At 66.8% G+C, this 23,074-nt stretch carries 20 protein-coding genes and 1 pseudogene; 12 read left to right on the top strand and 9 right to left on the bottom strand.

Annotated elements, in window-relative coordinates; all coding sequences use genetic code 11:
• From A5701_RS17600 to A5701_RS17575, 6 genes and pseudogenes are all read left to right on the top strand, one after another.
• Nucleotides 1–1,960, top strand: a pseudogene (locus tag A5701_RS17600) (murein biosynthesis protein MurJ); the annotation flags it as partial.
• A 63-nt stretch (nt 1,961–2,023) separates the two neighbouring features.
• Nucleotides 2,024–2,635 (top strand): RNA polymerase sigma factor SigM, encoded by a 612-nt coding sequence (gene sigM, locus A5701_RS17595; protein WP_067756342.1) that lies wholly within the window; start codon nt 2,024–2,026, stop codon nt 2,633–2,635.
• Nucleotides 2,628–3,356, top strand: coding sequence for a hypothetical protein (locus A5701_RS17590; RefSeq protein WP_067756339.1), 729 nt, complete (start codon nt 2,628–2,630; stop codon nt 3,354–3,356). The genes sigM and A5701_RS17590 overlap by 8 nt, the downstream gene beginning before the upstream one ends.
• A 90-nt stretch (nt 3,357–3,446) precedes the next feature.
• Nucleotides 3,447–4,454, top strand: coding sequence for a thioredoxin-disulfide reductase (gene trxB, locus A5701_RS17585; protein ID WP_067756337.1), 1,008 nt, complete (start codon nt 3,447–3,449; stop codon nt 4,452–4,454).
• A complete protein-coding gene (gene trxA, locus A5701_RS17580) occupies nt 4,451–4,804 on the top strand; it encodes a thioredoxin (protein ID WP_067756334.1) in 354 nt (117 codons plus the stop codon). The genes trxB and trxA overlap by 4 nt, the downstream gene beginning before the upstream one ends.
• Nucleotides 4,805–4,937: 133 nt before the next feature.
• On the top strand, nt 4,938–6,158 hold the full coding sequence (locus A5701_RS17575) for an N-acetylmuramoyl-L-alanine amidase (RefSeq protein WP_067756331.1): 1,221 nt from the start codon (nt 4,938–4,940) through the stop codon (nt 6,156–6,158).
• Here A5701_RS17575 and A5701_RS17570 read toward each other — a convergent pair.
• The 9 genes from A5701_RS17570 to rpmH form a co-directional block, all read right to left on the bottom strand.
• On the bottom strand, nt 6,155–6,907 hold the full coding sequence (locus A5701_RS17570; RefSeq protein WP_067756328.1) for an acetyltransferase: 753 nt from the start codon (nt 6,905–6,907) through the stop codon (nt 6,155–6,157). The two genes, A5701_RS17575 and A5701_RS17570, sit on opposite strands and share 4 nt — an antisense overlap.
• Nucleotides 6,908–7,172: 265 nt before the next feature.
• A complete protein-coding gene (locus A5701_RS17565; RefSeq protein ID WP_067756325.1) occupies nt 7,173–8,156 on the bottom strand; it encodes a ParB/RepB/Spo0J family partition protein in 984 nt (327 codons plus the stop codon).
• Between the two features lie 23 nt (nt 8,157–8,179).
• A complete protein-coding gene (locus A5701_RS17560) occupies nt 8,180–9,184 on the bottom strand; it encodes a ParA family protein (protein WP_082969778.1) in 1,005 nt (334 codons plus the stop codon).
• Entirely contained in the window at nt 9,181–9,918 is a 738-nt protein-coding gene (gene rsmG / locus A5701_RS17555) for a 16S rRNA (guanine(527)-N(7))-methyltransferase RsmG (RefSeq protein ID WP_067756322.1), read from the bottom strand. The genes A5701_RS17560 and rsmG overlap by 4 nt, the downstream gene beginning before the upstream one ends.
• 59 nt (nt 9,919–9,977) lie before the next feature.
• Complete coding sequence (locus A5701_RS17550; RefSeq protein WP_067756319.1) at nt 9,978–10,541, bottom strand: R3H domain-containing nucleic acid-binding protein; 564 nt, start codon at nt 10,539–10,541, stop codon at nt 9,978–9,980.
• A gap of 81 nt (nt 10,542–10,622) precedes the next feature.
• Nucleotides 10,623–11,741 (bottom strand): membrane protein insertase YidC, encoded by a 1,119-nt coding sequence (gene yidC / locus A5701_RS17545; RefSeq protein WP_082969777.1) that lies wholly within the window; start codon nt 11,739–11,741, stop codon nt 10,623–10,625.
• Nucleotides 11,725–12,069, bottom strand: coding sequence for a membrane protein insertion efficiency factor YidD (gene yidD / locus A5701_RS17540; RefSeq protein ID WP_067756316.1), 345 nt, complete (start codon nt 12,067–12,069; stop codon nt 11,725–11,727). Before yidD ends, yidC begins: the two co-directional genes overlap by 17 nt.
• Nucleotides 12,066–12,425 (bottom strand): ribonuclease P protein component, encoded by a 360-nt coding sequence (rnpA, locus tag A5701_RS17535; RefSeq protein ID WP_067756311.1) that lies wholly within the window; start codon nt 12,423–12,425, stop codon nt 12,066–12,068. Before rnpA ends, yidD begins: the two co-directional genes overlap by 4 nt.
• A gap of 23 nt (nt 12,426–12,448) precedes the next feature.
• Nucleotides 12,449–12,592 carry a 50S ribosomal protein L34 gene (gene rpmH, locus A5701_RS27580; RefSeq protein ID WP_073880743.1) on the bottom strand — a complete coding sequence of 48 codons (144 nt, stop codon included), beginning with the start codon at nt 12,590–12,592 and terminating at the stop codon, nt 12,449–12,451.
• A 607-nt stretch (nt 12,593–13,199) separates the two neighbouring features.
• On the opposite strand from rpmH, the gene dnaA reads away from it, so the two are divergent.
• The 6 genes from dnaA to gyrA all read left to right on the top strand — a co-directional run bounded on the left by dnaA (nt 13,200) and on the right by gyrA (nt 23,030).
• Nucleotides 13,200–14,732 carry a chromosomal replication initiator protein DnaA gene (gene dnaA, locus A5701_RS17530; RefSeq protein ID WP_067756365.1) on the top strand — a complete coding sequence of 511 codons (1,533 nt, stop codon included), beginning with the start codon at nt 13,200–13,202 and terminating at the stop codon, nt 14,730–14,732.
• 535 nt (nt 14,733–15,267) lie between these two features.
• A complete protein-coding gene (gene dnaN, locus A5701_RS17525) occupies nt 15,268–16,467 on the top strand; it encodes a DNA polymerase III subunit beta (protein WP_067756308.1) in 1,200 nt (399 codons plus the stop codon).
• The gene (recF, locus tag A5701_RS17520) at nt 16,468–17,625 is read left to right on the top strand and encodes a DNA replication/repair protein RecF (RefSeq protein ID WP_067756305.1); all 1,158 of its coding nucleotides are present in this window, start codon (nt 16,468–16,470) and stop codon (nt 17,623–17,625) included.
• Complete coding sequence (locus tag A5701_RS17515) at nt 17,622–18,182, top strand: DUF721 family protein (protein ID WP_067756303.1); 561 nt, start codon at nt 17,622–17,624, stop codon at nt 18,180–18,182. The genes recF and A5701_RS17515 overlap by 4 nt, the downstream gene beginning before the upstream one ends.
• Before the next feature lie 256 nt (nt 18,183–18,438).
• A complete protein-coding gene (gyrB, locus tag A5701_RS17510; protein WP_067756299.1) occupies nt 18,439–20,472 on the top strand; it encodes a DNA topoisomerase (ATP-hydrolyzing) subunit B in 2,034 nt (677 codons plus the stop codon).
• Between the two features lie 38 nt (nt 20,473–20,510).
• Nucleotides 20,511–23,030, top strand: a complete 2,520-nt coding sequence (gene gyrA, locus A5701_RS17505; RefSeq protein ID WP_067756296.1) for a DNA gyrase subunit A — start codon at nt 20,511–20,513, stop codon at nt 23,028–23,030.
• Nucleotides 23,031–23,074 lie beyond the last annotated feature (44 nt).

Genomic DNA, 23,074 nt, shown 5'->3' with positions numbered 1-23,074 from the left:
GGCGGCGATCATGCTGCCGATCATGGCCGCGGTCATGCTTGGCGCCCGTGTCCCGGAGGCGCAGGCGGCGCTGGACGTCGTCCGGCGGCGCTTCGGCGGCCGTGCGGCGGTGCCCGGCAAACCGGTGCTAAAGGACCAATATTCTCGCCGGGCCCCGGTCACGTACCCTGAGCAGAGGAATTCGTCCCCGCCTGGGGTAAATGCGGTCCAGGAGCCGATCCGGCGCAGACCTTCGGAGCGGGCAACCCAAGCCCGGATAGCGAAAGGACCGGAGGTGACCGACCGCCCTATCGAGAGTGCCGCGTCGGGTGCCGAGCTGCCACGACCGGTTGCCGACGACTTCCAGCCCGACATCCCCGCCGAACGCCCGCCGGAATCACCGGCGCCGCGCCCGTCGAATGGCGACCTGCCACCCGAAGCGCGGCGCGGTCCGGCCCCGTTCGACGCGCCCAGGGATCGCGGCGGGGACCCGTCGGGAGACGACGTCCACCTGGTTCCCGGCGCCCGCATCGCCGGTGGCCGCTACCGGCTGCTGGTCTTCCACGGCGGAGCGCCGCCCCTGCAGTTCTGGCAGGCGCTGGACACCGCGCTGGACCGGCAGGTGGCGCTGACGTTCGTCGACCCTGACGGGGCGTTGCCGGACGACGTGCTGCAAGAGATCCTGTCCCGCACGCTGCGCCTGAGCCGGATCGACAAGCCGGGCATTGCCCGGGTGCTCGACGTGGTCCACACCGGGCACGGCGGCCTGGTGGTCTCCGAGTGGGTGCGCGGCGGTTCGCTGCAGGAGGTGGCCGACACCGCGCCGTCTCCCGTCGGCGCCGTCCGCGCCATGCAGTCGCTGGCCGCGGCCGCCGACGCGGCCCACCGGGCCGGCGTCGCATTGTCGATCGACCACCCGAGCCGGGTCCGCGTCAGCATCGAGGGCGACGTCGTCCTCGCTTACCCGGCCACCATGCCCGACGCGAGCCCGCAGGCCGATATCCGCGGCATCGGCGCCGCGCTGTATGCCCTGCTGGTCAATCGGTGGCCGCTCACCGAGTCCAGCGTGCGTAGTGGGCTCGCCCCGGCCGAACGGAATTCGACGGGCCAGCCCGTCGAACCGATGATCATCGACCGCGGCATTCCCTTCCAGATTTCGGCCGTCGCAGTGCGGGCGGTTCAGGAAGACGGCGGGATACGCAGTGCCTCAACACTTTTGAACTTGTTGCAGCAGGCGACCGCGGTGGCCGACCGGACCGAGGTGCTGGGTCCGATCGATGATTCGCCCGCGCCGGCGACCGCCCGCGAATCCGTGGCCCCGGACGAAGAAACGTTCGCGCGGCGGCGCCGCAACCTGCTGATCGGCATGGGCGCCGGCCTTGCGGTCATCATCGTGGCCCTTCTGGTCTTGGCGTCGGTGGTGAGCAAGATCTTCGGCAACGTCGGTGGCGGCCTGAACAAGGACGAGCTCGGGCTGAACGGCCCGTCCTCGTCCACCTCGGCGTCGGCCCCGAGCTCGGCGGCCGCCGGCAGCGTCGTGAAGCCGACCAAGGCGACGGTCTACTCGCCCGACGGTGACGCCGACAACGCGAGCACGGCCGGTCAGGCGATCGACGGCGATCCCACCACCGCATGGGCCACCGAGGTCTACACCGACGCCGTCCCGTTCCCCAACTTCAAGCAGGGTGAAGGGCTCATGCTGCAGCTTCCGAGCGCGACGGTGATCGGCCAGGTCACCATCGACACACCCAGCAGCGGGACCAAGGTCGAGATCCGCTCGTCGTCCACGGCGTCACCGGCGTCCCTGAACGACACCACCGTGCTGGCGCCCGCGTTCACACTCAAGCCCGGCCACAACGTGATCCCGGTGCGAGCCGGGTCCCCGACCTCGAACCTGTTGGTGTGGATCTCCACCTTGGGAACCACCAACGGCAAGAGCCAGGCCGGTTTTTTCGAGATCACGGTCCAGGCCGCTTCCTGACCGGCTCACAGATCCGCCCGATGGTGAAGTGCCGCCCCACCACCAATTGGTTAGTGTCCGGCCGTGGGCTCCCGGGGAGACATCCAGCGCGAACGCAGTGATGCCGAGCTCTTGGCCGCGCATGTCGCCGGTGACCGCCACGCCTTCGGCGAACTGTTCCTGCGCCACCAACGCCAGCTGCACCGCCTCGCCCGGCTCACCACCCGTACCGCCGAGGACGCCGAGGACGCGCTGCAGGACGCCATGCTCTCGGCGCACCGCGGCGCCGGTGCGTTCCGGCATGACGCCGCCGTCGGCAGTTGGTTGCACCGCATCGTCGTCAACGCGTGCCTGGACCGGCTGCGGCGCATCAAGTCTCACCCGACCGTCCCGCTGGAGGACGTCTACGCGGTGGCGGATCGGACCGCCCAGGTCGAGACCGCGATGATGGTGCAGCGCGCCTTGATGCGGCTGCCCGTCGAGCAGCGGGCCGCGGTGGTGGCGGTCGACATGCAGGGCTACTCGGTGGCCGATACCGCCGCGCTGCTGGGTGTCGCCGAGGGCACCGTCAAGAGTCGATGCGCCCGGGCGCGCGTGCGCCTCGCCGAACTTCTCGGCTACCTGAACGCCGCGGCCGACCCGGCCCCACCCATGGCCGTCAAGCGACCCATGACGGACACTGGGGCGGATGGGTGAAGCCGACGACCATGGCGACGAGCCGCCCCTGACGGTTGAACTCCTCGCCGACCTGCAGGCCGGCCTGCTCGACGACGAATCCGCGGCCCGCGTGCGTCAACGGGTTCGCGACGACCCAGAGGCCGAGAAAGTCCTGCGCGCCCTCAACCGGGCCCGCAGCGACGTCGCCACGTTGGGGGCCACGCCGGCGCCCGACGTACCTCCCGAGGTGACCGCCCGGATCTCGGCCGCGCTGGAATCGGCGGAAACCGGCCAGCCCGTCGCGCACTCCGCCCGGCCGCGGGTTGGGCCCGCGCGGGTGGTCGCCGGGGTGGCCGGCGTCGGTGCCCTGCTCGCGGCGGTCGGCGTGGGCACCGCGGCGCTGATCGGCGCGCCCGAGCCCGCCCCCAGCACCGGGGTGACCGCCGAGCACATCACGGTGTCGACGCCGCCGATGGCCATCCCGCTGTCGCGGGACGAGATTCTCGGCCTGCTTACCCAGGCGCCGGACTACGGCCCGCTCGGCGACCCGGCGCGGCGCGCCTCCTGCCTCACCGGGCTGGGCTACCCGGCGTCCACGCAGGTGCTGGGCGCCCGGCCGGTCGAGATCAACGCTCGCCCCGGCGTCGTGCTGGTGGTGCCGGGCGACGCTCCCCGCAGCCTGGCGGTTTACGCGGTCGCACTGAACTGCAGCGCCGCCGACACCGGCCTGTTGGCCAACACGGAGATCCCCCGCCCTTAGTGTGGTGCGATGGGTTGACCGACGTCCGGGAACAGCGGTGCCTACGCTGGCGTTTGTACGAATCCAGGGACGATTTCTTGAAAGGGTTCTATGACCGCCGACACTGTGCACGACGTGATCATCATCGGTTCGGGTCCCGCTGGGTACACCGCCGCGTTGTATGCGGCGCGGGCGCAGCTGGCCCCGGTGGTCTTCGAGGGAACGTCGTTTGGTGGCGCGTTGATGACCACCACCGAGGTGGAGAATTTCCCCGGATTCCGTGACGGCATCACCGGCCCGGAGCTGATGGACCAGATGCGTGAACAGGCGCTCCGGTTCGGGGCCGATCTGCGGATGGAAGACGTCGAGTCGGTGTCGCTGGACGGGCCGGTCAAGTCGGTGACCACCGCCGAAGGCGAGACTTTCCGCGCGCGGGCGATCATCTTGGCCATGGGCGCGGCGGCGCGGTACCTCGGGGTGCCCGGCGAGCAGGAGCTGCTGGGCCGCGGCGTGAGCTCGTGTGCGACCTGTGACGGGTTCTTCTTCAAAGATCAAGACATCGCGGTGATCGGTGGCGGCGACTCCGCGATGGAGGAGGCCACCTTTTTGACCCGGTTCGCGCGCAGCGTCACCCTGGTGCACCGCCGCGACGAGTTCCGCGCGTCACGCATCATGCTGGAACGCGCCCGGGACAACGACAAGATCACCATCTTGACCAATAAGGCCGTGCTCGGCGTCGACGGTGATCAGACGGTGACCGGTTTGCGGTTGCGCGACAACGTGACTGGGGAGGAATCCACTTTGCCCGTGACGGGCGTCTTCGTGGCGATCGGTCACGACCCACGCTCGGAGTTGGTCCGCGATGTGCTCGACACCGACCCCGACGGGTACGTATTGGTCAAGGGCCACACGACCGCCACCTCGATCGACGGCGTCTTCGCGGCAGGCGACTTGGTGGACCGCACCTACCGGCAGGCCATCACCGCCGCCGGCAGCGGCTGCTCGGCGGCCATTGACGCCGAACGCTGGCTGGCCGACCACGCCGAATCGAGCTCGGCCGCCCAAAGCGACGCAACCGAATTTCCTGGCAGTACTGAGATGATTGGAGCACCTCAATGACCGACGCCGAAAAAGCCGGGGCCACAATCGAAGTCTCTGACGCATCGTTCTCCACCGAGGTGTTGTCCAGCAATAAGCCTGTGCTGGTTGACTTTTGGGCCACGTGGTGTGGGCCGTGCAAGATGGTCGCGCCGGTTCTCGAGGAGATCGCAAGCGAGCGAGGCGAGCAGCTCACGATCGCCAAGCTCGACGTCGACGCCAACCCGGTAACCGCGCGTGATTTCCAGGTCGTCTCGATTCCGACCATGATCCTGTTCAAAGACGGCCAACCGGTGAAGCGGATCGTCGGTGCCAAGGGCAAGGCGGCGCTGCTGCGCGAGCTCTCGGACGCGGTTCCCAACCTGAGCTGATCCTGGATTAAGTCGCCGCACCACGCCCCGCGTTCAGCCTGGGGTTTTCCCGATTAGGCGATCCATCTGCGACAATTGCTGTTAGCTGTTGCCCAGATGTGAGCCTGTCAATGTGTCCCGGAGGGCATTTGGTATGTCGAGTCCGCGCCGTGAATACGGCGATGCGCTGCGCTGTGGTGACCGCAGCGCAGCTGTGACCGAAATCCGGGCGACGCTGGCAACGCTAGGGCTGCTCGACACCCCGGAGGACGAACTCACCACCGGCCGGCTTGTGCCCGCCGAGGTTTTCGACGTCGAACTCGACCAGGCGGTGCGGGCCTTCCAGCAGCACCGCGGCCTGCTGGTCGACGGCATCGTCGGCGAGGCCACCTACCGCGCGTTGAAGGAGGCGTCCTACCGGCTCGGCGCGCGCACGCTCTATCACCAGTTCGGTGCCCCCCTCTACGGTGACGACGTCGCGACGCTGCAGGCCCGGCTTCAGGACCTCGGTTTCTACACCGGCCTGGTCGACGGACACTTCGGATTGCAGACGCACAACGCCTTGATGTCCTATCAGCGTGAGTACGGGCTGGCCGCAGACGGCATCTGTGGCCCAGAAACGTTGCGTTCCTTGTATTTTCTGAGCTCCCGAGTCACGGGCGGCTCCCCGCACGCGATTCGCGAAGAAGAGCTGGTCCGGCGCTCCGGGCCGAAGCTGTCGGGCAAGCGGATCATCATCGATCCGGGCCGCGGCGGCACGGACCTCGGAGAGCTGATGCACGGCCCGTCGGGACCGGTCAGCGAAGCAGACGTGTTGTGGGACTTGGCGAGCCGGCTCGAGGGACGGATGACCGCCATCGGCATGGAGACCTTCCTTTCGCGACCGGTCAACCGCAGCCCGTCCGACGCCGAACGCGCCGCCACGGCCAACAACGTCGGGGCGGACCTGATGATCAGCTTGCGCTGCGAGAACCAGCCCAGCCCCGCGGCCAACGGCGTCGCTTCCTTTCATTTTGGGAACTCACACGGCTCGGTCTCCACGATCGGGCGCAACCTCGCGGACTTCATCCAACGAGAAGTGGTGGCCCGCACGGGGTTACGGGATTGCCGGACACATGGCCGGACGTGGGATCTGCTGCGCCTGACCCGGATGCCGACCGTACAGGTCGACGTCGGCTACATCACCAATCCGAACGATCGCGCGATGCTGATCTCCACGCAAACGCGCGACGCCATCGCCGAAGGAATTCTCGCCGCGGTCAAGCGGCTCTACCTGCTGGGCAAGAACGACCGACCGACCGGTACTTTCACCTTCGCCGAACTGCTGGCTCACGAACTGTCGGTGGAGCGGGCCAGCCGGCTCGGCGGCTCCTAGCCGATCTCGACGCCGCGCAACGTATTTCCCGCGGCGGTCCCGGCTCCGACCGGCTCTTGCAACTGTGCGTTTTCCAGCAGTCGCTCCAGGGCCGCCTCGACTTCGGCCTTCCATCCCAGGCCTTTGTCCAACTCGAGTCGCAGCCGCGGAAAGTACGGATGCGGCGCGACCACAACGAAACCCGCGGCCTGCAAGAATTCGGCGTCCAGCACGCAATTGTCCACCGAGCAATCACCAACGGCCTCCAGCACCGGCCGCACGTCCGGGCTTGCCGCCTGCGGATCCTGCAACTCCGAGGCCGCCGGGGTGCGTCCGAAGGCTTCCAGGGCCCGCACCCCGCGCCGGACCAGTTCATCGATCACCCGGGCGAGGAGACCATGCGGCAGGTCGTCGGTGGCTTGCCCCGGCTCGATACCCATCGACGTCAGCAGGACCGCGTCCGCGGACACGGGAGCGGTGGGGAATCGCTGGGCGCGCGGCACCGCCCGCGGCGGCGCGTAGAAGACATAGCCCAGGCACGGCGGTTCGCTGTGGCTTCTGTCGTCGGTGACCGCGGTCGCGACCTGACCGCACGAGCCCCACTCCAGCATGACCATCGACAGCCACGCTTCCTTCTCGAACTCGGGGTCGGCGAGGTGGTCCTGGTTACCGAGGGTCGCCGGGTCGACCTCCCAGTACACGCAGCGGCGCGCATGCTTGGGAAGCTGCTCGAACGCCTCGAGGCGCAACGGTGTGATTCGAGCGGACACTAGCCTCCTGGCTCCTGTGCGGTACTGCAGCCAATTGCACCGGCAACCCCTCCAGGATAGGAGAGGATGTCGCAATCGGGCCAGCTTTGGCCGCGAGGGGCCGGTCCCGGCCCAGGCACGGTCGGCGCGTTAGCGTCTCACCCGTTTCGTTACCGAAAATCCTTGAAACGCATGCGCTTTCGTAATGCCGCGACGACGAGCCCCGGTCGTTGCCGGTCCGTGACCGCTCCGGTGTCACAGTGACGTAATTACAGGGTATGGCGGGTCATGCTTTCGCGGCGGTCATCATGTCGATAATTCGCTGCAAATCGTCAACGGACCCGAACTCCACGACGATCTTGCCCTTGCGCTTGCCCAGGCTGACCGTCACCCGCGTGTCGAAGGCGTTCGACAACCGCTCGGCCACCTCCTGGAGGCCGGGCATCTGGATCGGCTTGCGACGCTGGGGTGCGGGGGTGGTCGCGCCGGCCCGATTCGCCAGCGTCACCGCCTCCTCGGTCGCCCGCACTGACAGTCCCTCCGCGACGATCCGGCTGGCCAGTTCCTCTTGCGCCTCGGGCCCGGCTTCCAGCGACAAGAGGGCGCGGGCATGGCCGGCCGACAGCACGCCCGCCGCCACCCGCCGCTGCACCGGGATCGGCAGCTTGAGCAACCGGATCATGTTGGTGATCAGCGGTCGCGAGCGGCCGATTCGGGAGGCGAGTTCGTCGTGGGTGACGCCGAATTCGTCGAGCAGCTGTTGGTATGCCGCCGCCTCTTCCAAGGGGTTCAACTGCACCCGGTGGATGTTCTCGAGTAGCGCGTCGCGGAGCAGATTGTCGTCGCCCGTTTCGCGCACGATGGTGGGGATGGTGGCGAGCCCCGCTTCTTGGGCCGCCCGCCAGCGCCGCTCCCCCATCACGATCTGATAGCGGGGTCCCGTCTTGGCGCCGGGAACGGCACGCACGACGATCGGCTGCAGCAATCCGAACTCGCGGATGGAGTGCACCAGTTCGGAGAGCGCCTCGTCGTCGAACACCTGCCGCGGCTGGCGTGGGTTGGGCTCGATGTCGGACGGCGCGATCTCGCGATACACCGCGCCCGCCGGGGCCAGGTCGGGTCCCGGTCCCCCGATCAACACGTCGGCCGCCGCATCCCCCATCCGCGGGCCCAGGGTCGCGGGACCCGAGTCGCCCTCGGCGGGGCCCGTCGGGATCAACGAAGCGAGGCCCCGGCCGAGGCCGCCCTTCTTGCGTAACGGCTGCGTCATGGTCGTCCCTTCACGGCTGGTGGTCAATCACGTTCGGCGAGCTCGCGGCTCGCGTCGAGGTAGCTCATCGCCCCGCGCGATCCGGGGTCGTAGTCGATGATGGTCATGCTGTAGCCCGGCGCCTCCGAGACTTTGACGCTGCGCGGGATCACCGTGCGCAGCACCTTGGCTCCGAAGTAACGGCGCACCTCTTCGGCGACCTGGTCGGCCAGCTTGGTCCGGCCGTCGTACATCGTGAGCACCACGGTGCTGACGTTGAGCTGCGGGTTGAGGTGTGCCTTGACCATCTCGATGTTGCGCATCAGCTGGGACACGCCCTCCAGGGCGTAGTACTCGCACTGGATCGGAATCATCACCTCGGGCGCGGCGACGAGCGCGTTGATGGTGAGCAGCCCCAGCGACGGCGGGCAGTCGACGAAGACGTAGTCGAAGTCGAGATCGTCCAGGTCGGCCAGGGCCGTCCGCAACCGGTTCTCGCGCGCCACCATGCTGACCAGTTCGATCTCGGCACCGGCCAAGTCGATGGTGGCCGGTACGCAGAACAGGCGGTCATTGTGGGGGCTGCGCCGCAGGGCGTCCTTGACGGAAACCTCGCCGATGAGCACCTCATACGACGAGGGCGTACCGGATTGCCTGTCGGTGATGCCGAGCGCCGTGCTGGCGTTGCCCTGCGGGTCGAGGTCGATGACCAAGGTCTTGAGCCCCTGCAGGGCGAGCGCGGCGGCGAGGTTGACGGCGGTGGTGGTCTTACCGACTCCGCCCTTTTGATTGGCCACGGTGAGGATGCGGCGGTGGCGCGGCCGGCGCAGCGGCGGGTAGGTGGTGTGCAGAACGCGCATCGCGCGCTCCGCGGCCGCCCCGATCGGGGTGTCGAACTCGGCCACTGTTTCACGTGAAACATTGGCCGCCGAGTCCTCGATGGCACCTGGGACGAGGGGCGCGGGGACATCTGGCCCGGCGGGCGTCTGGACGGGCGTGGCGTTCGGGGACGGGCCCGCGGCGGTCGGCGATTCTCCCGGAGTGCTCATCGCTTCCCCGCCTTCCCCATCCGTGCCGGCTGTCGTCGCGGCCGCTCTCCGCGTCGCGCTATAACTACGGTTGCGGGGGGACGCAAATAGGTCGCGCCACATGTCACCACCCTGGCATCAACGGCGCCCGATGCTGCCATCACACGCCGGTACTGTTCAACTTCCTCGCGGCCGCGCTCGCCCTTGATCGCGAGCATCCGGCCCCCGGGCCGTAGCAACGGCATGCTCCACTTCGCCAACTTGTCCAACGACGCAACCGCTCGTGACACCGCCGCATCCCTTTCCCCGAACTGGTGGCGCACCCACAGTTCCTCGGCACGGCCGCGGACCACTTCGACGGCCAACCCTAGTTGGTCGACGACCTCCGCGAGAAATTCACTTCGGCGCAGCAGCGGCTCCAGGAGCACCATCTCGACGTCCGGCCGCGCGAGGGCGAGCGGGATCCCGGGTAGCCCTGCGCCGCTGCCGATGTCGACGACCCGCTCCCCCTCCTCCAGCAGCTCGGCGGCGGCGGCGCTGTTGAGCAGATGGCGGTCCCAGACGCGGTCCACTTCGCGCGGTCCGAGCAGTCCTCGTTCCACTCCCGGACCGGCCAGCAGTTGCGCGTACCGCTGGGCGAGATCAAGCCGCGGGCCGAAGATCGCCTCCGCCGCCTCGGGCGCGGCGCCGGGCTGCGGTGGGTCGGACGGGGCCGCCGAGGGTTCGACGGGGCCGACATGTTTCACGTGAAACATCCTCTGCTTTGCCTGACGCAATGGGTGCCTCGGCGCCGGAACTACACCGCTGTAACTCGCTAGTCGTGAAGAACGACGACCCGCCGCGCGGGCTCCACGCCCTCGCTCTCGCTGTGCACGCCGGGCACCGCCGCGACGGCGTCGTGAACGATCTTGCGTTCGAACGGCGTCATCGGGGACAGCTCCTCGCGTTCACCGGATTCCAGCACCCGCCGCGCCACCTTGTCGCCCAGCGCGGCCAACTCCTCGCGCCGCCGCCGACGCCAACTGGCGATGTCGAGCATCAGCCGGCTCCGGACACCGGTCTTCTGGTGCACGGCCAATCGGGTGAGCTCTTGCAGCGCGTCGAGCACCTCGCCGCCGCGGCCCACCAACTTGTTCAAGTCGTCGCTGCCGTCGATGCTCACCACCGCCCGGTTGCCCTCGACGTCCAGGTCGATGTCTCCGTCGAAGTCCAGCAGGTCCAGCAACTCCTCCAAGTAGTCGCCGGCGATCTCCCCCTCGGCGACCAGCCGCTCCTCCAGGTCGTCGGGTTCGTCCGCGCCCGCCTCGGCCCCGTTTTCGGACCGCTCCTCGAGCTCGGCGTCGACGTCGGGTTGGGTGGTGGTGTCTGCGTCCGTCATGTCTTTCTCTCCCTCATCCATGGGTTCCTGCCAATCGGGGTCACCCGCCCGAGGCGGCCCGGCGTGGCTCTGTCTCCCTTGTCAGCGTTTGCGTTTCTTGGGCCGCGCGCCCGGCCGCGGGGTGCGGTTCGCCGCGCCGCCGTTCTGTCCACTGGGATTCGGCTTATCCGCCGGTGGCTTCACCGCCGCGCCGTCGCCATCGGAGCCGTTAGAGCCATCGGAGTCCGCCTCCCCCTCCCCGGCGGCCGGTGATCCGTTGCCCGCCGGCTGTCCGGCCTTGGGGCTTCGCTTGGGTTTGGCCCCCGGTGCCGGAGCATTGGCCGCTCGACGTTCCAGCGCTTCTTGCTTCTTGGCCTCGTCCTCTTTCTCGATCATGCCGAACACGTAGTGCTGCTGACCGAATGTCCAAATGTTGTTCGCGAACCAGTACAAGATGATCGCGAGCGGCAGGAACGGGCCACCGACGACGACGCCGAGCGGGAACACGTACAGCGCAAGCTTGTTCATCATCGCGGTCTGCGGATTGGCCGCGGCCTCAGGACTTTGCCGCGCCACCGATGCCCGGCTGTTGAAGTACGTCGCGATGCCGGCCAGGATCATCACCGGCGCACCGACCGCGATGACGGCCGGGCGGCTGAAGTGGGTGAACGCGTCCAACCCGGTCCGCTGCGTCATGAACGCGCCGATCGGGGCGCCGAACAGGTTCGCGTCCAAAAAGTGCCCGACGTCCGTGGGCGTGAACACGTAGTTTCCGGTGAGCCGGTTCTGGGCCACCGACAGGTGCGGCTGGCCGAAGCCCCCGGTCGTTCGGTTGAACGACCTCAGCACGTGGTAGAGCCCGATGAACACCGGGATCTGGGCAAGCATCGGCAGACAACCGAGGATGGGGTTGAACCCGTGCTCGCGTTGCAGCTTCTGCATCTCCAGCGCCATCCGCTGGCGGTCCTTGCCGTACTTCTTCTGCAGCGCCTTGATTTGCGGCTGCAGTTCCTGCATCTGCCGCGTGGTGCGGATCTGCCGCACGAACGGCTTGTAGAGCAACGCGCGGAGGGTGAAAACCAGGAACATCACCGACAGGGCCCACGCGAAGAAGCTCGACGGCCCCAGCATCGCTGCGAAGAGCTTGTACCAAACCCACATGATCCACGACACCGGGTAGTAGACGAAGTCGAGGCTAAAGAAATCAAACAAAGGTTCCACTCTCCCCTCGCGCCGGCGCGAATGCCGCCACGGCGCTGACGTCTTCGAAGTGCGCGCATTCCGGGCGTTCCGGGATCGGATCCCATCCGCCCCGATGCCATGGCCCGCACTTGGCGAGCCTGATCACGGCCAACCAACTCCCCCGCATCAAGCCGTATTCGGTCAACGCGTCGACCGCATACTGGCTGCACGTCGGAACGAAGCGACACGTCGCCGGCCGCAAGGGCGAAACCATGTGCCGATACAGCTGGATCAGCGAGATCAGACCTCGGGCGGCCGCGGTCCCCGCCGTGCGGATGACGCCCCGCCCCGACGCTGGCGCCGTCACCGGTCCCGTCCCGCGGCTTCGAGCGCCCGGCGTAATCCGCGACGCAACTCTTCCGCCAACCGCGCCGACGATGCCGTCCGACTGCCGGGCAACGCCCGGATGACCACCTGGTCGGATTCCCGGAGCTCACCCAGAACGGATCGCGCGACATGCCGCAGCCGGCGCGACACCCGGTGGCGGTCGACCGCCGAACCGACGGACTTGCCGACGATCAATCCGACGTGCGGGGCCGTTGGCGCGTCACCGTCTGTCCGGCGGAGATGGACGACAACGTCGGGCTGCGCCGCACGAATCCCGTGCTTCACCGTCGCGTCAAACTCCGTTGACCGCCGCATGCGGTTGCGTGCCGGAAGCACCGCCGAAAGACCCGACGTTGCGATCAGGCAGATAGCGCGCGGCGCCCCTTACGGCGCCGACTCGACACAATCGAGCGTCCGGCGCGGGTGCGCATGCGCAACCGGAAGCCATGCACGCGGGCTCGGCGCCGGTTGTTCGGCTGGAAGGTCCGCTTGCCCTTGGCCACGACGTTCTCCTCGTTGTGTCTCGCATTTCCATCCGGCCGGCCAGACTGTCTCGCTCAAGGTTCGTCTGCGGGTCGGTCGGAGGTAATCTTGCTGCTGGCCGGCGCGGTCCCCAGGCAGACCTGGGTCGCAGCCGCATCGCCGACTTTCGGGCGACTGTTTGAGGGTACTGACCAGGCTTCGCCTGGTCAAACCTGGCCTGCCCCAACGAACCCGCGCGGTCCCCGCCGAAAAACGCCACCCCGGCGGCAGGCCCGCACCCCGGTCCGAACCGCGACGAGCCGAACTAGGCCCAACGAACCCTAAACAACTCGATTGGAATGCAGCAGAACGGTTGGCAGCCGCACGGAAAACTGTTAGCTTCTGCCAGTGTCGTTTTAGACTGCAACGGCGCTCGACAACGAAGCGAGGATGGTGGATCGACTAGCTGCCTAGACGGCCTTGAAAAGGTTTTCTTCCAGCACGGAGATCGCGAGCCGTCGCCGGTAGGTTGTGGCTCGCATACGCTCATCCTGTCCACACCTGTGTATAACTATGTGGACAGTTGCTTTGTCCACCAGCGCGGTTGTACTTGGACCCGGGATGCTCGAGAACCAGGGGGATGCGTCGTTGACCGATGACCCCGGTTCAGGTTTCACGACCGTCTGGAACGCGGTCGTTTCGGAGCTCAACGGGGAATCCACCCCGGACGGCGTGGCCGCCAACCGCACAACGCTCATCACTCCCCTCACTCCCCAACAGCGGGCGTGGCTGAATCTGGTTCAGCCACTGACCATCGTCGAGGGGTTCGCCCTCTTATCGGTGCCGAGCAGTTTCGTACAGAACGAAATCGAACGTCATCTCCGCGCCCCGATCACCGACGCCCTCAGCCGTCGCCTCGGGCAACAGATCCAGCTCGGGGTCCGCATCGCACCGCCCGACGACGACATCGACGACTCCCTGATCCCGCACGCCGAACCGTTCGCCCAATCCGAAGCACCGCTGCCGGACGACGACCCCATCGAAATCGATGAGCCCGACGAAAACGGCGAAGTCAGCGACAGTGCACAGCAGAGTTGGCCGAACTATTTCACCGAGCGGCCGCACCCCACAGATCCGGCCGTCGCCGGCGGGACGAGCCTGAACCGGCGCTACACGTTCGACACGTTCGTCATCGGAGCTTCGAATCGCTTCGCGCATGCGGCGGCCCTGGCGATCGCCGAAGCGCCGGCGCGCGCCTACAACCCGTTGTTCATCTGGGGTGAGTCCGGCCTGGGCAAGACCCACCTGTTGCATGCCGCGGGCAACTACGCGCAGCGACTCTTCCCGGGGATGCGAGTGAAATACGTATCCACCGAGGAGTTCACCAACGACTTCATCAACTCGCTTCGCGACGACCGCAAGGTCGCCTTCAAGCGCAGCTACCGCGACGTCGACGTGCTGCTCGTCGATGACATCCAGTTCATCGAGGGCAAGGAAGGTATTCAAGAGGAGTTCTTCCATACCTTCAACACGCTGCACAACGCCAACAAGCAGATCGTCATCTCCTCCGACCGGCCGCCCAAGCAGCTCGCCACCCTCGAAGACCGCCTCCGGACGCGGTTCGAGTGGGGCCTGATCACCGACGTCCAGCCACCCGAACTCGAGACCCGCATCGCCATCTTGCGCAAGAAAGCACAAATGGAGCGACTTGCGGTTCCCGACGATGTCCTCGAACTCATTGCCAGCAGCATCGAACGCAACATCCGCGAACTCGAGGGCGCCCTGATTCGGGTCACCGCGTTCGCCTCGTTGAACAAGACTCCGATCGATAAGGCGCTGGCCGAAATCGTGCTGCGTGACCTCATCGCCGACGCCAGCACGATGCAGATCAGCGCGGCGACCATCATGGCTGCCACCGCTGAGTACTTCGACACCACAGTGGAAGAACTCCGCGGGCCCGGCAAGACGCGCGCCCTGGCGCAGTCACGCCAGATCGCGATGTATCTCTGCCGCGAGCTCACCGACCTGTCGCTGCCCAAGATCGGACAGGCATTCGGGCGCGATCACACCACGGTGATGTACGCGCAGCGCAAGATCCTGTCCGAAATGGCCGAGCGTCGTGAGGTCTTCGATCACGTCAAAGAGCTCACCACCCGTATCCGCCAGCGCTCCAAGCGCTGACTCCGGGCCGCCCCGACCGCCCGCCGGCACATTTTTTCCAAAAAACTTCCCACCCGCCTGTCACACCCGCCACACCCGGGCCTTGTGCGCAGGACTGTGCACAACCAACCAAACACCCGTGTACTACGGGACGCCGCGTGCACAACCGCCCTCGCTCCCCAATGGCCCAACACCGGACTCACAGTTATGCACCCCGTCATCCACAGCCCCATGCCCGTCCTAGCTGCGTCGAACCCCGGCTGTCCCCAGGATGCACAGGCCTTATTACTAGTACTGAGATCTCTTCGTAGTTTCTTCTTTGAAATACAGCGTTGGGGACGCTTGGTCGAACACCCCGAACGGATGCGCCGGTAACCACGCTTGTCAGGGTTCCCGATTAGCTTTCAAGATGGCCTCGGACGATCTACGGTTGTTCTTCGACTGCCGTTGCGGTCGTCGTTGGCACGACGTGTCAGTGGCGTTCGTCGCGGAGCCCCGTGCTAGCGGAGACGGCTAGCCACTGGACTTTAAAACTCTCGGTAGGTGAAGGGACGCTATGGACGCGGCGACGACAAGAGCTGGCCTCAGCGACTTGAAGTTTCGTTTGGTGCGGGAGTCCTTCGCCGACGCGGTGTCGTGGGTGGCGAAGAACCTGCCGACCCGGCCGGCGGTGCCGGTGCTCTCTGGAGTGTTGTTATCCGGGACCGATGCGGGCCTGACGATCTCCGGATTCGACTACGAAGTTTCCGCCGAAGCGCAGGTGGCAGCCGAAATAGCTTCTCCCGGAAGTGTTTTGGTTTCCGGAAGGTTGTTATCGGACATCACCCGCGCGCTGCCGAACAAGCCGGTCGACTTCTACGTCGACGGCAACCGCGTCGCGTTGAACTGCGGAAGTGCCCGATTCTCGCTGCCGACGATGGCGGTCGAGGATTACCCGACGCTGCCGGGCTTGCCGGAAGAGACCGGCGCATTGGCCGCGGATCTCTTCGCGGAGGCCATCAGCCAGGTGGCCATCGCGGCCGGCCGTGATGACACGTTGCCGATGTTGACCGGAATCCGGGTCGAGATCTCGGGCAACACGGTGGTTTTGGCCGCCACCGACAGGTTCCGGCTGGCGGTGCGCGAGCTGACTTGGTCGGCGTCGTCGCCCGATATCGAAGCCGCGGTGCTGGTGCCGGCGAAGACTTTGGCCGAGGCCGCCCGGGCGGGTGCCGACGGTTCCGAGGTTCGGTTGTCCTTGGGGGCCGGCAGCGGCGTTGGCAAGGACGGGTTGCTCGGCATCAGCGGCAACGGCAAGCGGAGCACGACGCGGCTGTTGGATGCGGAGTTCCCGAAGTTCCGTCAACTGTTGCCCGCCGAGCACACGGCGGTGGCGACCATCAACGTCGCCGAACTGACCGAGGCGATCAAGCTGGTGGCGTTGGTCGCGGACCGGGGTGCCCAGGTGCGGATGGAATTCTCCGAAGGCTCGCTGCGGTTGTCCGCGGGCGCCGACGACGTGGGCCGCGCCGAAGAGGACCTCGCCGTTGACTTCGTGGGCGAGCCGTTGACGATCGCGTTCAACCCGACCTACCTCACCGACGGGCTGGCCGCGGTCCATTCCGAACGGGTGTCATTCGGTTTCACCACCCCCGGGAAGCCGGCGCTGCTGCGTCCGGCGTCGGGTGACGACAGTTCACCCACCGGCAGTGGACCCTTCGCGGCATTGCCGACGGATTACGTCTACCTGCTGATGCCAGTTCGGTTGCCCGGATAGGTGTACGTCCGGCATTTGGGACTGCGCGATTTCCGGTCCTGGGCGCACGCCGACCTCGAATTGGAGCCGGGCCGGACGGTGTTTGTCGGTTCCAACGGGTTCGGCAAGACGAATCTCATTGAGGCGCTGTGGTTTTCGACCACGTTGGGGTCGCATCGGGTTGGCACCGATACCCCCCTGATCAGGGCGGGCGCCGAACGGGCTGTGGTGTCGACGATCGTCGTCAACGAGGGCCGAGAATGCGCGATCGACCTGGAGATCGCGGCGGGGCGGGCTAATAAGGCGCGGCTCAATCGTTCGCCCGTGCGCAGCACGCGGGAGGTGATCGGCGTCTTGCGCGCCGTGCTTTTTGCTCCCGAAGACCTCGCCCTGGTCCGGGGGGATCCGTCGGAGCGGCGACGCTACCTCGATGATTTGGCGACGTTGCGGCGGCCGGCGGTCGCCGCGGTGCGGTCGGACTACGAGAAGGTGCTGCGCCAGCGTACGGCGCTGTTGAAATCCGCGGCCGGAATCCGGCACCGGGCTGACCGCAGTGCCCTGGACACCCTCGACGTGTGGGACAGCCGGTTGGCGGAACACGGCGCCGAGTTGATGGCCGCACGGATCGACCTGGTGAACGAGTTGGCACCCGAAGTGGAGAAGGCCTATCAACTGCTCGCGCCGGCCTCGCGGCCTGCCTCGATCGCCTACCGAACCAGCCTCGGGCCGCACGCCACAGCGGAAGCGGCGGGAACCGATCGCGATTTCCTGGAAACCGCCTTGTTGGCGGCGCTGGCCGAGCGCCGTGCCGCGGAATTGGAGCGGGGCATGTCTCTGGTGGGCCCCCATCGCGACGATCTCGACCTCTGGCTCGGTGACCAACCCGCCAAAGGCTTTGCCAGCCATGGGGAATCATGGTCCTTCGCGGTGGCGCTGCGGCTGGCCTCCTACGAGTTGTTGCGCGCCGACGGCAGCGAACCGGTGCTCTTACTCGATGACGTATTCGCCGAACTCGATGCGGCCCGCCGTAGGGCGTTGGCGACGGTGGCGGAATCCGCGGAGCAGGTGTTGGTCACCGCCGCGGTGGTCGAGGACATTCCGGCGGACTGGGCCGCCAGGCAGATACCGATTGATTTGCGCGACGACGACCTCGGTCGGGTCTCGGTGGTGAGGTCATGACGGGCAGCGGCGACGAACAAGAATCGACGCCGGCCGACCCGGGCCTGCTGCGCGGCATCGACTTGGTTCGGCGCACGCTCGAGGAAGCCCGCGCCGCGGCCCGCGCGCAAGGCAAGGATGCCGGACGCGGCCGCGCGACCCCGGCGCCGAGCCGCCGCGTCGCGGGGCATCGCCGAAGCTGGTCGGGGCCCGGCCCGGACGCCCGCGATCCCCAGCCCCTCGGCCGTCTCGCCCGGGACTTGGCCAAGAAGCGCGGGTGGTCGGCGCAGGTGGCCGAAGGAACCGTGCTCGGAAACTGGGCGTCCGTGGTCGGTCAGCAGATCGCCGACCACGCGACGCCGACGGCGTTGAGCGACGGGGTCCTCAGCGTGGCCGCCGAATCGACCGCGTGGGCCACGCAATTGCGGATGATTCAGTCGCAACTGTTGGCCAAGATCGCCGCGGCCGTGGGCAACGGTGTGGTCACGCAGTTGAAAATCACCGGGCCCGTGGCGCCGTCGTGGCGCAAGGGGCCGCGCCACATCGCCGGAAGGGGCCCGCGCGACACCTACGGTTAACGGCGCGACCGGCGACGAACCATCCCCAGACACGGTTTCATCAACAGGCCGCTGAAAGCCGCCAGGACGACGTGAAGCGGGTTGACGCACGTCGGGACGCGGCGTCAACAGAGAAATCGCCCGCACGGCGCAGTTAGCTGGGTGGAAACGCGCCCAGAGAATCGGTGCGGGCGGCTCATCACGGTAGACTGGCTGCATGCGGCTGATGCGGTGACTGGAACCGCCCGCATGAAACCCCAAGGAGAGCATTCCGACCGTGGCTGCCCAGAAGAAGAAGGCGCAAGACGAATACGGCGCGTCAGCGATCACCGTGCTCGAGGGCCTGGAGGCCGTCCGCAAACGCCCCGGCATGTACATCGGGTCCACCGGTGAGCGCGGTCTGCACCACCTCATTTGGGAGGTGGTCGACAACTCGGTGGACGAGGCGATGGCCGGTTACGCCACCCGGGTCGATGTGCGGCTCCTCGACGACGGCAGCGTGGAGGTGGCCGACGACGGGCGCGGCATCCCGGTGGCCATGCACGCGACCGGCGCCCCCACCGTCGACGTGGTGATGACGCAGCTGCACGCCGGCGGCAAGTTCGGTGGCGAAAACAGCGGCTACACGGTTAGTGGTGGGTTGCACGGCGTCGGCGTGTCGGTGGTCAACGCGCTGTCCACCCGGCTGGAAGTCAACATCAAACGCGACGGCCACGAATGGTTCCAGTATTACGACCGTGCCGTGCCCGGCACCCTCAAGCAGGGTGAGGCGACCAAGAAGACCGGAACCACGATCAGGTTCTGGGCCGACCCTGAGATCTTCGAAACGCTGGAGTACGACTTCGAGACCGTCGCACGCCGCCTGCAGGAGATGGCGTTTCTGAACAAGGGCCTCACGATCAACCTCACCGACGAACGAGTCGAGCAGGACGAGGTCGTCGACGAAGTGGTCAGCGACACCGCCGAAGCGCCCAAGTCCGCGGAGGAGAAGGCGGCGGAAAACGCTGCGCCGCACAAGGTCAAGCACCGCACGTTCCACTACCCCGGCGGCCTGGTCGACTTCGTCAAGCACATCAACCGCACCAAGAGCCCGATCCAGCAGAGCGTCATCGACTTCGACGGAAAAGGCACCGGTCACGAGGTCGAAATCGCCATGCAATGGAACGGCGGCTACTCGGAGTCGGTCCACACCTTCGCCAACACCATCAACACCCATGAGGGCGGCACCCATGAAGAGGGCTTCCGCAGCGCCCTGACCTCGGTGGTGAACAAGTACGCCAAAGACAAGAAGTTGCTCAAGGAGAAGGATGCCAACCTCACCGGCGACGACATCCGGGAAGGCCTGGCGGCGGTCATCTCGGTCAAGGTCGCTGAGCCCCAGTTCGAGGGCCAGACCAAGACCAAACTGGGTAACACCGAGGTCAAATCGTTCGTGCAGAGGGTGTGCAACGAACAGTTGACGCACTGGTTCGAGGCCAACCCCTCTGAGGCGAAAACCGTTGTGAACAAGGCGGTTTCGTCGGCACAAGCGCGGATCGCGGCCCGCAAGGCGCGCGAGCTGGTGCGCCGCAAGAGCGCCACCGACCTCGGGGGGCTGCCCGGGAAGCTCGCGGACTGCCGCTCTACCGACCCGCGGAAATCCGAACTATATGTGGTGGAGGGCGATTCGGCGGGCGGCTCGGCGAAGAGTGGCCGCGACTCGATGTTCCAGGCGATCCTGCCGTTGCGAGGCAAGATCATCAACGTCGAAAAGGCGCGCATCGACCGGGTGCTGAAGAACACGGAGGTCCAGGCGATCATCACCGCGCTCGGCACCGGCATCCACGACGAATTCGACATCAGCAAGTTGCGCTACCACAAGATCGTGTTGATGGCCGACGCGGACGTCGACGGCCAGCACATCTCGACCCTGCTGCTGACGTTGCTGTTCCGCTTCATGCGGCCGCTGATCGAAAACGGGCACGTCTTCCTCGCGCAGCCGCCGCTGTACAAGCTGAAGTGGCAGCGGACCGACCCGGAGTTCGCCTACTCCGATCGCGAACGCGACGGCCTGCTAGAGGCCGGGCTCAAAGCCGGCAAGAAGATCAACAAAGAGGACGGCATCCAGCGCTACAAGGGCCTGGGTGAGATGGACGCGAAAGAATTGTGGGAGACCACGATGGACCCGTCGGTCCGGGTGCTGCGCCAGGTCACCCTGGACGACGCCGCGGCCGCCGACGAGTTGTTCTCGATCCTGATGGGCGAGGACGTCGACGCGCGCCGCAGCTTCATAACCCGCAACGCCAAAGACGTTCGCTTCCTGGATGTCTGACGTACTCGTCAGGCACGCCAACCCACAAAGGGGAATAGATGACTGACACCACGCTGCCACCCGGCGACGAGGCCGGCGACCGCATCGAACCGGTCGACATTCAGCAGGAGATGCAGCGCAGCTACATCGATTACGCGATGAGCGTGATCGTCGGGCGCGCGCTGCCAGAGGTGCGTGACGGGCTCAAGCCGGTACACCGCCGCGTGCTTTACGCGATGTACGACTCGGGCTTCCGCCCGGACCGCAGTCACGCCAAGTCGGCGCGCTCGGTCGCCGAGACGATGGGCAACTACCACCCCCACGGCGACGCGTCGATCTACGACACCCTGGTGCGGATGGCGCAGCCGTGGTCGCTGCGGTACCCACTGGTCGACGGTCAGGGTAACTTCGGCTCTCCGGGCAACGATCCACCGGCCGCGATGCGCTACACCGAGGCGCGGCTAACCCCGCTTGCCATGGAGATGCTGCGTGAAATCGACGAGGAGACAGTCGATTTCATCCCGAACTACGACGGCCGGGTGCAGGAGCCGACCGTGCTGCCCAGCCGGTTCCCCAACCTGCTGGCCAACGGCTCCGGCGGCATCGCGGTCGGGATGGCGACCAACATCCCGCCACACAACTTGCGCGAGCTGGCCGAGGCCGTCTACTGGTGCCTGGACAACCACGAGGCCGACGAAGAAGCCACCCTGGCCGCAGTCTGCGAGCGGGTCAAGGGCCCGGACTTCCCCACCCACGGTCTGATCGTCGGGTCGCAGGGCATCCACGATGCCTACACCACCGGTCGGGGATCGATCCGGATGCGCGGAGTCGTTGAGATAGAAGAAGATTCGCGGGGCCGCACCTCGATCGTCATCACCGAGTTGCCCTATCAGGTAAACCACGACAACTTCATCACGTCGATCGCAGAGCAGGTCCGCGACGGCAGGCTTACCGGAATCGCCAACATCGAGGACCAGTCCAGCGATCGGGTCGGCCTGCGCATCGTCGTCGAGATCAAGCGCGACGCGGTGGCCAAGGTGGTGCTGAACAACCTCTACAAGCACACCCAGCTGCAAACCAGCTTCGGCGCCAACATGTTGTCGATCGTCGACGGGGTGCCGCGCACGTTGCGGCTGGACCAGATGATCCGCTACTACGTCGCGCACCAACTCGACGTCATCGTCCGGCGCACCACCTATCGGCTGCGCAAGGCCAACGAACGCGCCCACATCCTGCGCGGTCTGGTCAAGGCGCTCGACGCGCTGGACGAGGTCATCGCGCTGATCCGGGCGTCGGAAACCGTCGACATCGCCCGGGCCGGACTTATCGAGCTGCTCGACATCGATGAGATCCAGGCCCAGGCCATCCTCGACATGCAGTTGCGCCGCCTGGCCGCTCTGGAGCGCCAGCGCATCATCGACGACCTGGCCAAGATCGAGGCCGAGATCGCCGACCTGGAAGACATCCTGGCCAAGCCGGAACGGCAGCGCGGGATCGTTCACGACGAGCTCGCCGAGATCGTCGACAAGCACGGCGACGATCGGCGGACCCGCATCATCGCGGCCGACGGTGACGTCAACGATGAGGACCTGATCGCCCGCGAAGAGGTCGTCGTCACCATCACCGAGACCGGTTATGCCAAGCGAACCAAGTCCGACCTCTACCGCAGCCAGAAGCGCGGCGGCAAGGGCGTGCAGGGCGCCGGTCTCAAGCAGGACGACATCGTCAAGCACTTCTTCGTCAGCTCGACGCACGACTGGATCCTGTTTTTCACCACGCAGGGCCGGGTCTATCGCGCCAAGGCGTACGAACTGCCCGAGGCGTCCAGGACGGCGCGCGGTCAGCACGTGGCGAACCTGCTGGCCTTCCAGCCCGAGGAGCGCATCGCCCAGGTCATCCAGATCCGAAGTTACGAGGACGCCCCGTACCTGGTGCTGGCCACGCGCAACGGCCTGGTCAAGAAGACCAAGCTGACCGACTTCGACTCGAACCGATCGGGTGGAATCGTCGCGATCAACCTGCGCGACAACGACGAGCTCGTCGGCGCGGTGCTGTGCTCGTCGGACGAGGACCTGCTGCTGGTATCGGCCAACGGCCAATCCATCCGGTTCTCGGCGACCGACGAGGCGCTGCGCCCGATGGGCCGCGCCACCTCCGGCGTCCAGGGCATGCGGTTCAACACCGACGATTACCTGTTGTCGCTCAACGTGGTTCGCGAGGGCACGTACCTATTGGTGGCGACGTCCGGCGGCTACGCCAAGCGCACCGCGATCGAGGAGTATCCGGTGCAGGGCCGCGGCGGCAAGGGCGTGCTGACGGTGATGTACGACAGGCGGCGCGGCAAGCTGGTGGGCGCGCTGATCGTCGACGAAGACAGCGAGCTCTACGCCATCACCTCCGGCGGCGGGGTAATCCGCACGGCGGCGAGGCAGGTCCGTAAGGCGGGACGGCAGACCAAGGGTGTTCGCCTGATGAACCTGGGCGAGGACAACACGCTGCTGGCCATCGCGCGCAACGCCGAGGAGAACGCGGACGAAGTCGTCGACGAAGCGGAAGGCGCCGCGGACGCAGACGGCTAGTCGTTGACAATCCGCGCGGTCCGACGAACGGCCGGGCAATTAGA

Source organism: Mycobacterium sp. E3305 (assembly GCF_001666785.1).
GTDB lineage: Bacteria > Actinomycetota > Actinomycetes > Mycobacteriales > Mycobacteriaceae > Mycobacterium.
This window is presented reverse-complemented; position numbering and strand designations above follow the sequence as displayed.

What these genes read in the sequence shown, in the direction of transcription:
- A5701_RS17590 (WP_067756339.1), top strand. Translation starts at nt 2,628, where the DNA reads ATGGGTGAAGCCGACGACCATGGCGACGAGCCGCCCCTGACGGTTGAA.
- trxB (WP_067756337.1), top strand. Translation starts at nt 3,447, where the DNA reads ATGACCGCCGACACTGTGCACGACGTGATCATCATCGGTTCGGGTCCC.
- trxA (WP_067756334.1), top strand. Translation starts at nt 4,451, where the DNA reads ATGACCGACGCCGAAAAAGCCGGGGCCACAATCGAAGTCTCTGACGCA.
- A5701_RS17575 (WP_067756331.1), top strand. Translation starts at nt 4,938, where the DNA reads ATGTCGAGTCCGCGCCGTGAATACGGCGATGCGCTGCGCTGTGGTGAC.
- A5701_RS17565 (WP_067756325.1), bottom strand. Translation starts at nt 8,156, where the DNA reads ATGACGCAGCCGTTACGCAAGAAGGGCGGCCTCGGCCGGGGCCTCGCT.
- A5701_RS17560 (WP_082969778.1), bottom strand. Translation starts at nt 9,184, where the DNA reads ATGAGCACTCCGGGAGAATCGCCGACCGCCGCGGGCCCGTCCCCGAAC.
- rsmG (WP_067756322.1), bottom strand. Translation starts at nt 9,918, where the DNA reads ATGTTTCACGTGAAACATGTCGGCCCCGTCGAACCCTCGGCGGCCCCG.
- A5701_RS17550 (WP_067756319.1), bottom strand. Translation starts at nt 10,541, where the DNA reads ATGACGGACGCAGACACCACCACCCAACCCGACGTCGACGCCGAGCTC.
- dnaN (WP_067756308.1), top strand. Translation starts at nt 15,268, where the DNA reads ATGGACGCGGCGACGACAAGAGCTGGCCTCAGCGACTTGAAGTTTCGT.
- A5701_RS17515 (WP_067756303.1), top strand. Translation starts at nt 17,622, where the DNA reads ATGACGGGCAGCGGCGACGAACAAGAATCGACGCCGGCCGACCCGGGC.
- gyrA (WP_067756296.1), top strand. Translation starts at nt 20,511, where the DNA reads ATGACTGACACCACGCTGCCACCCGGCGACGAGGCCGGCGACCGCATC.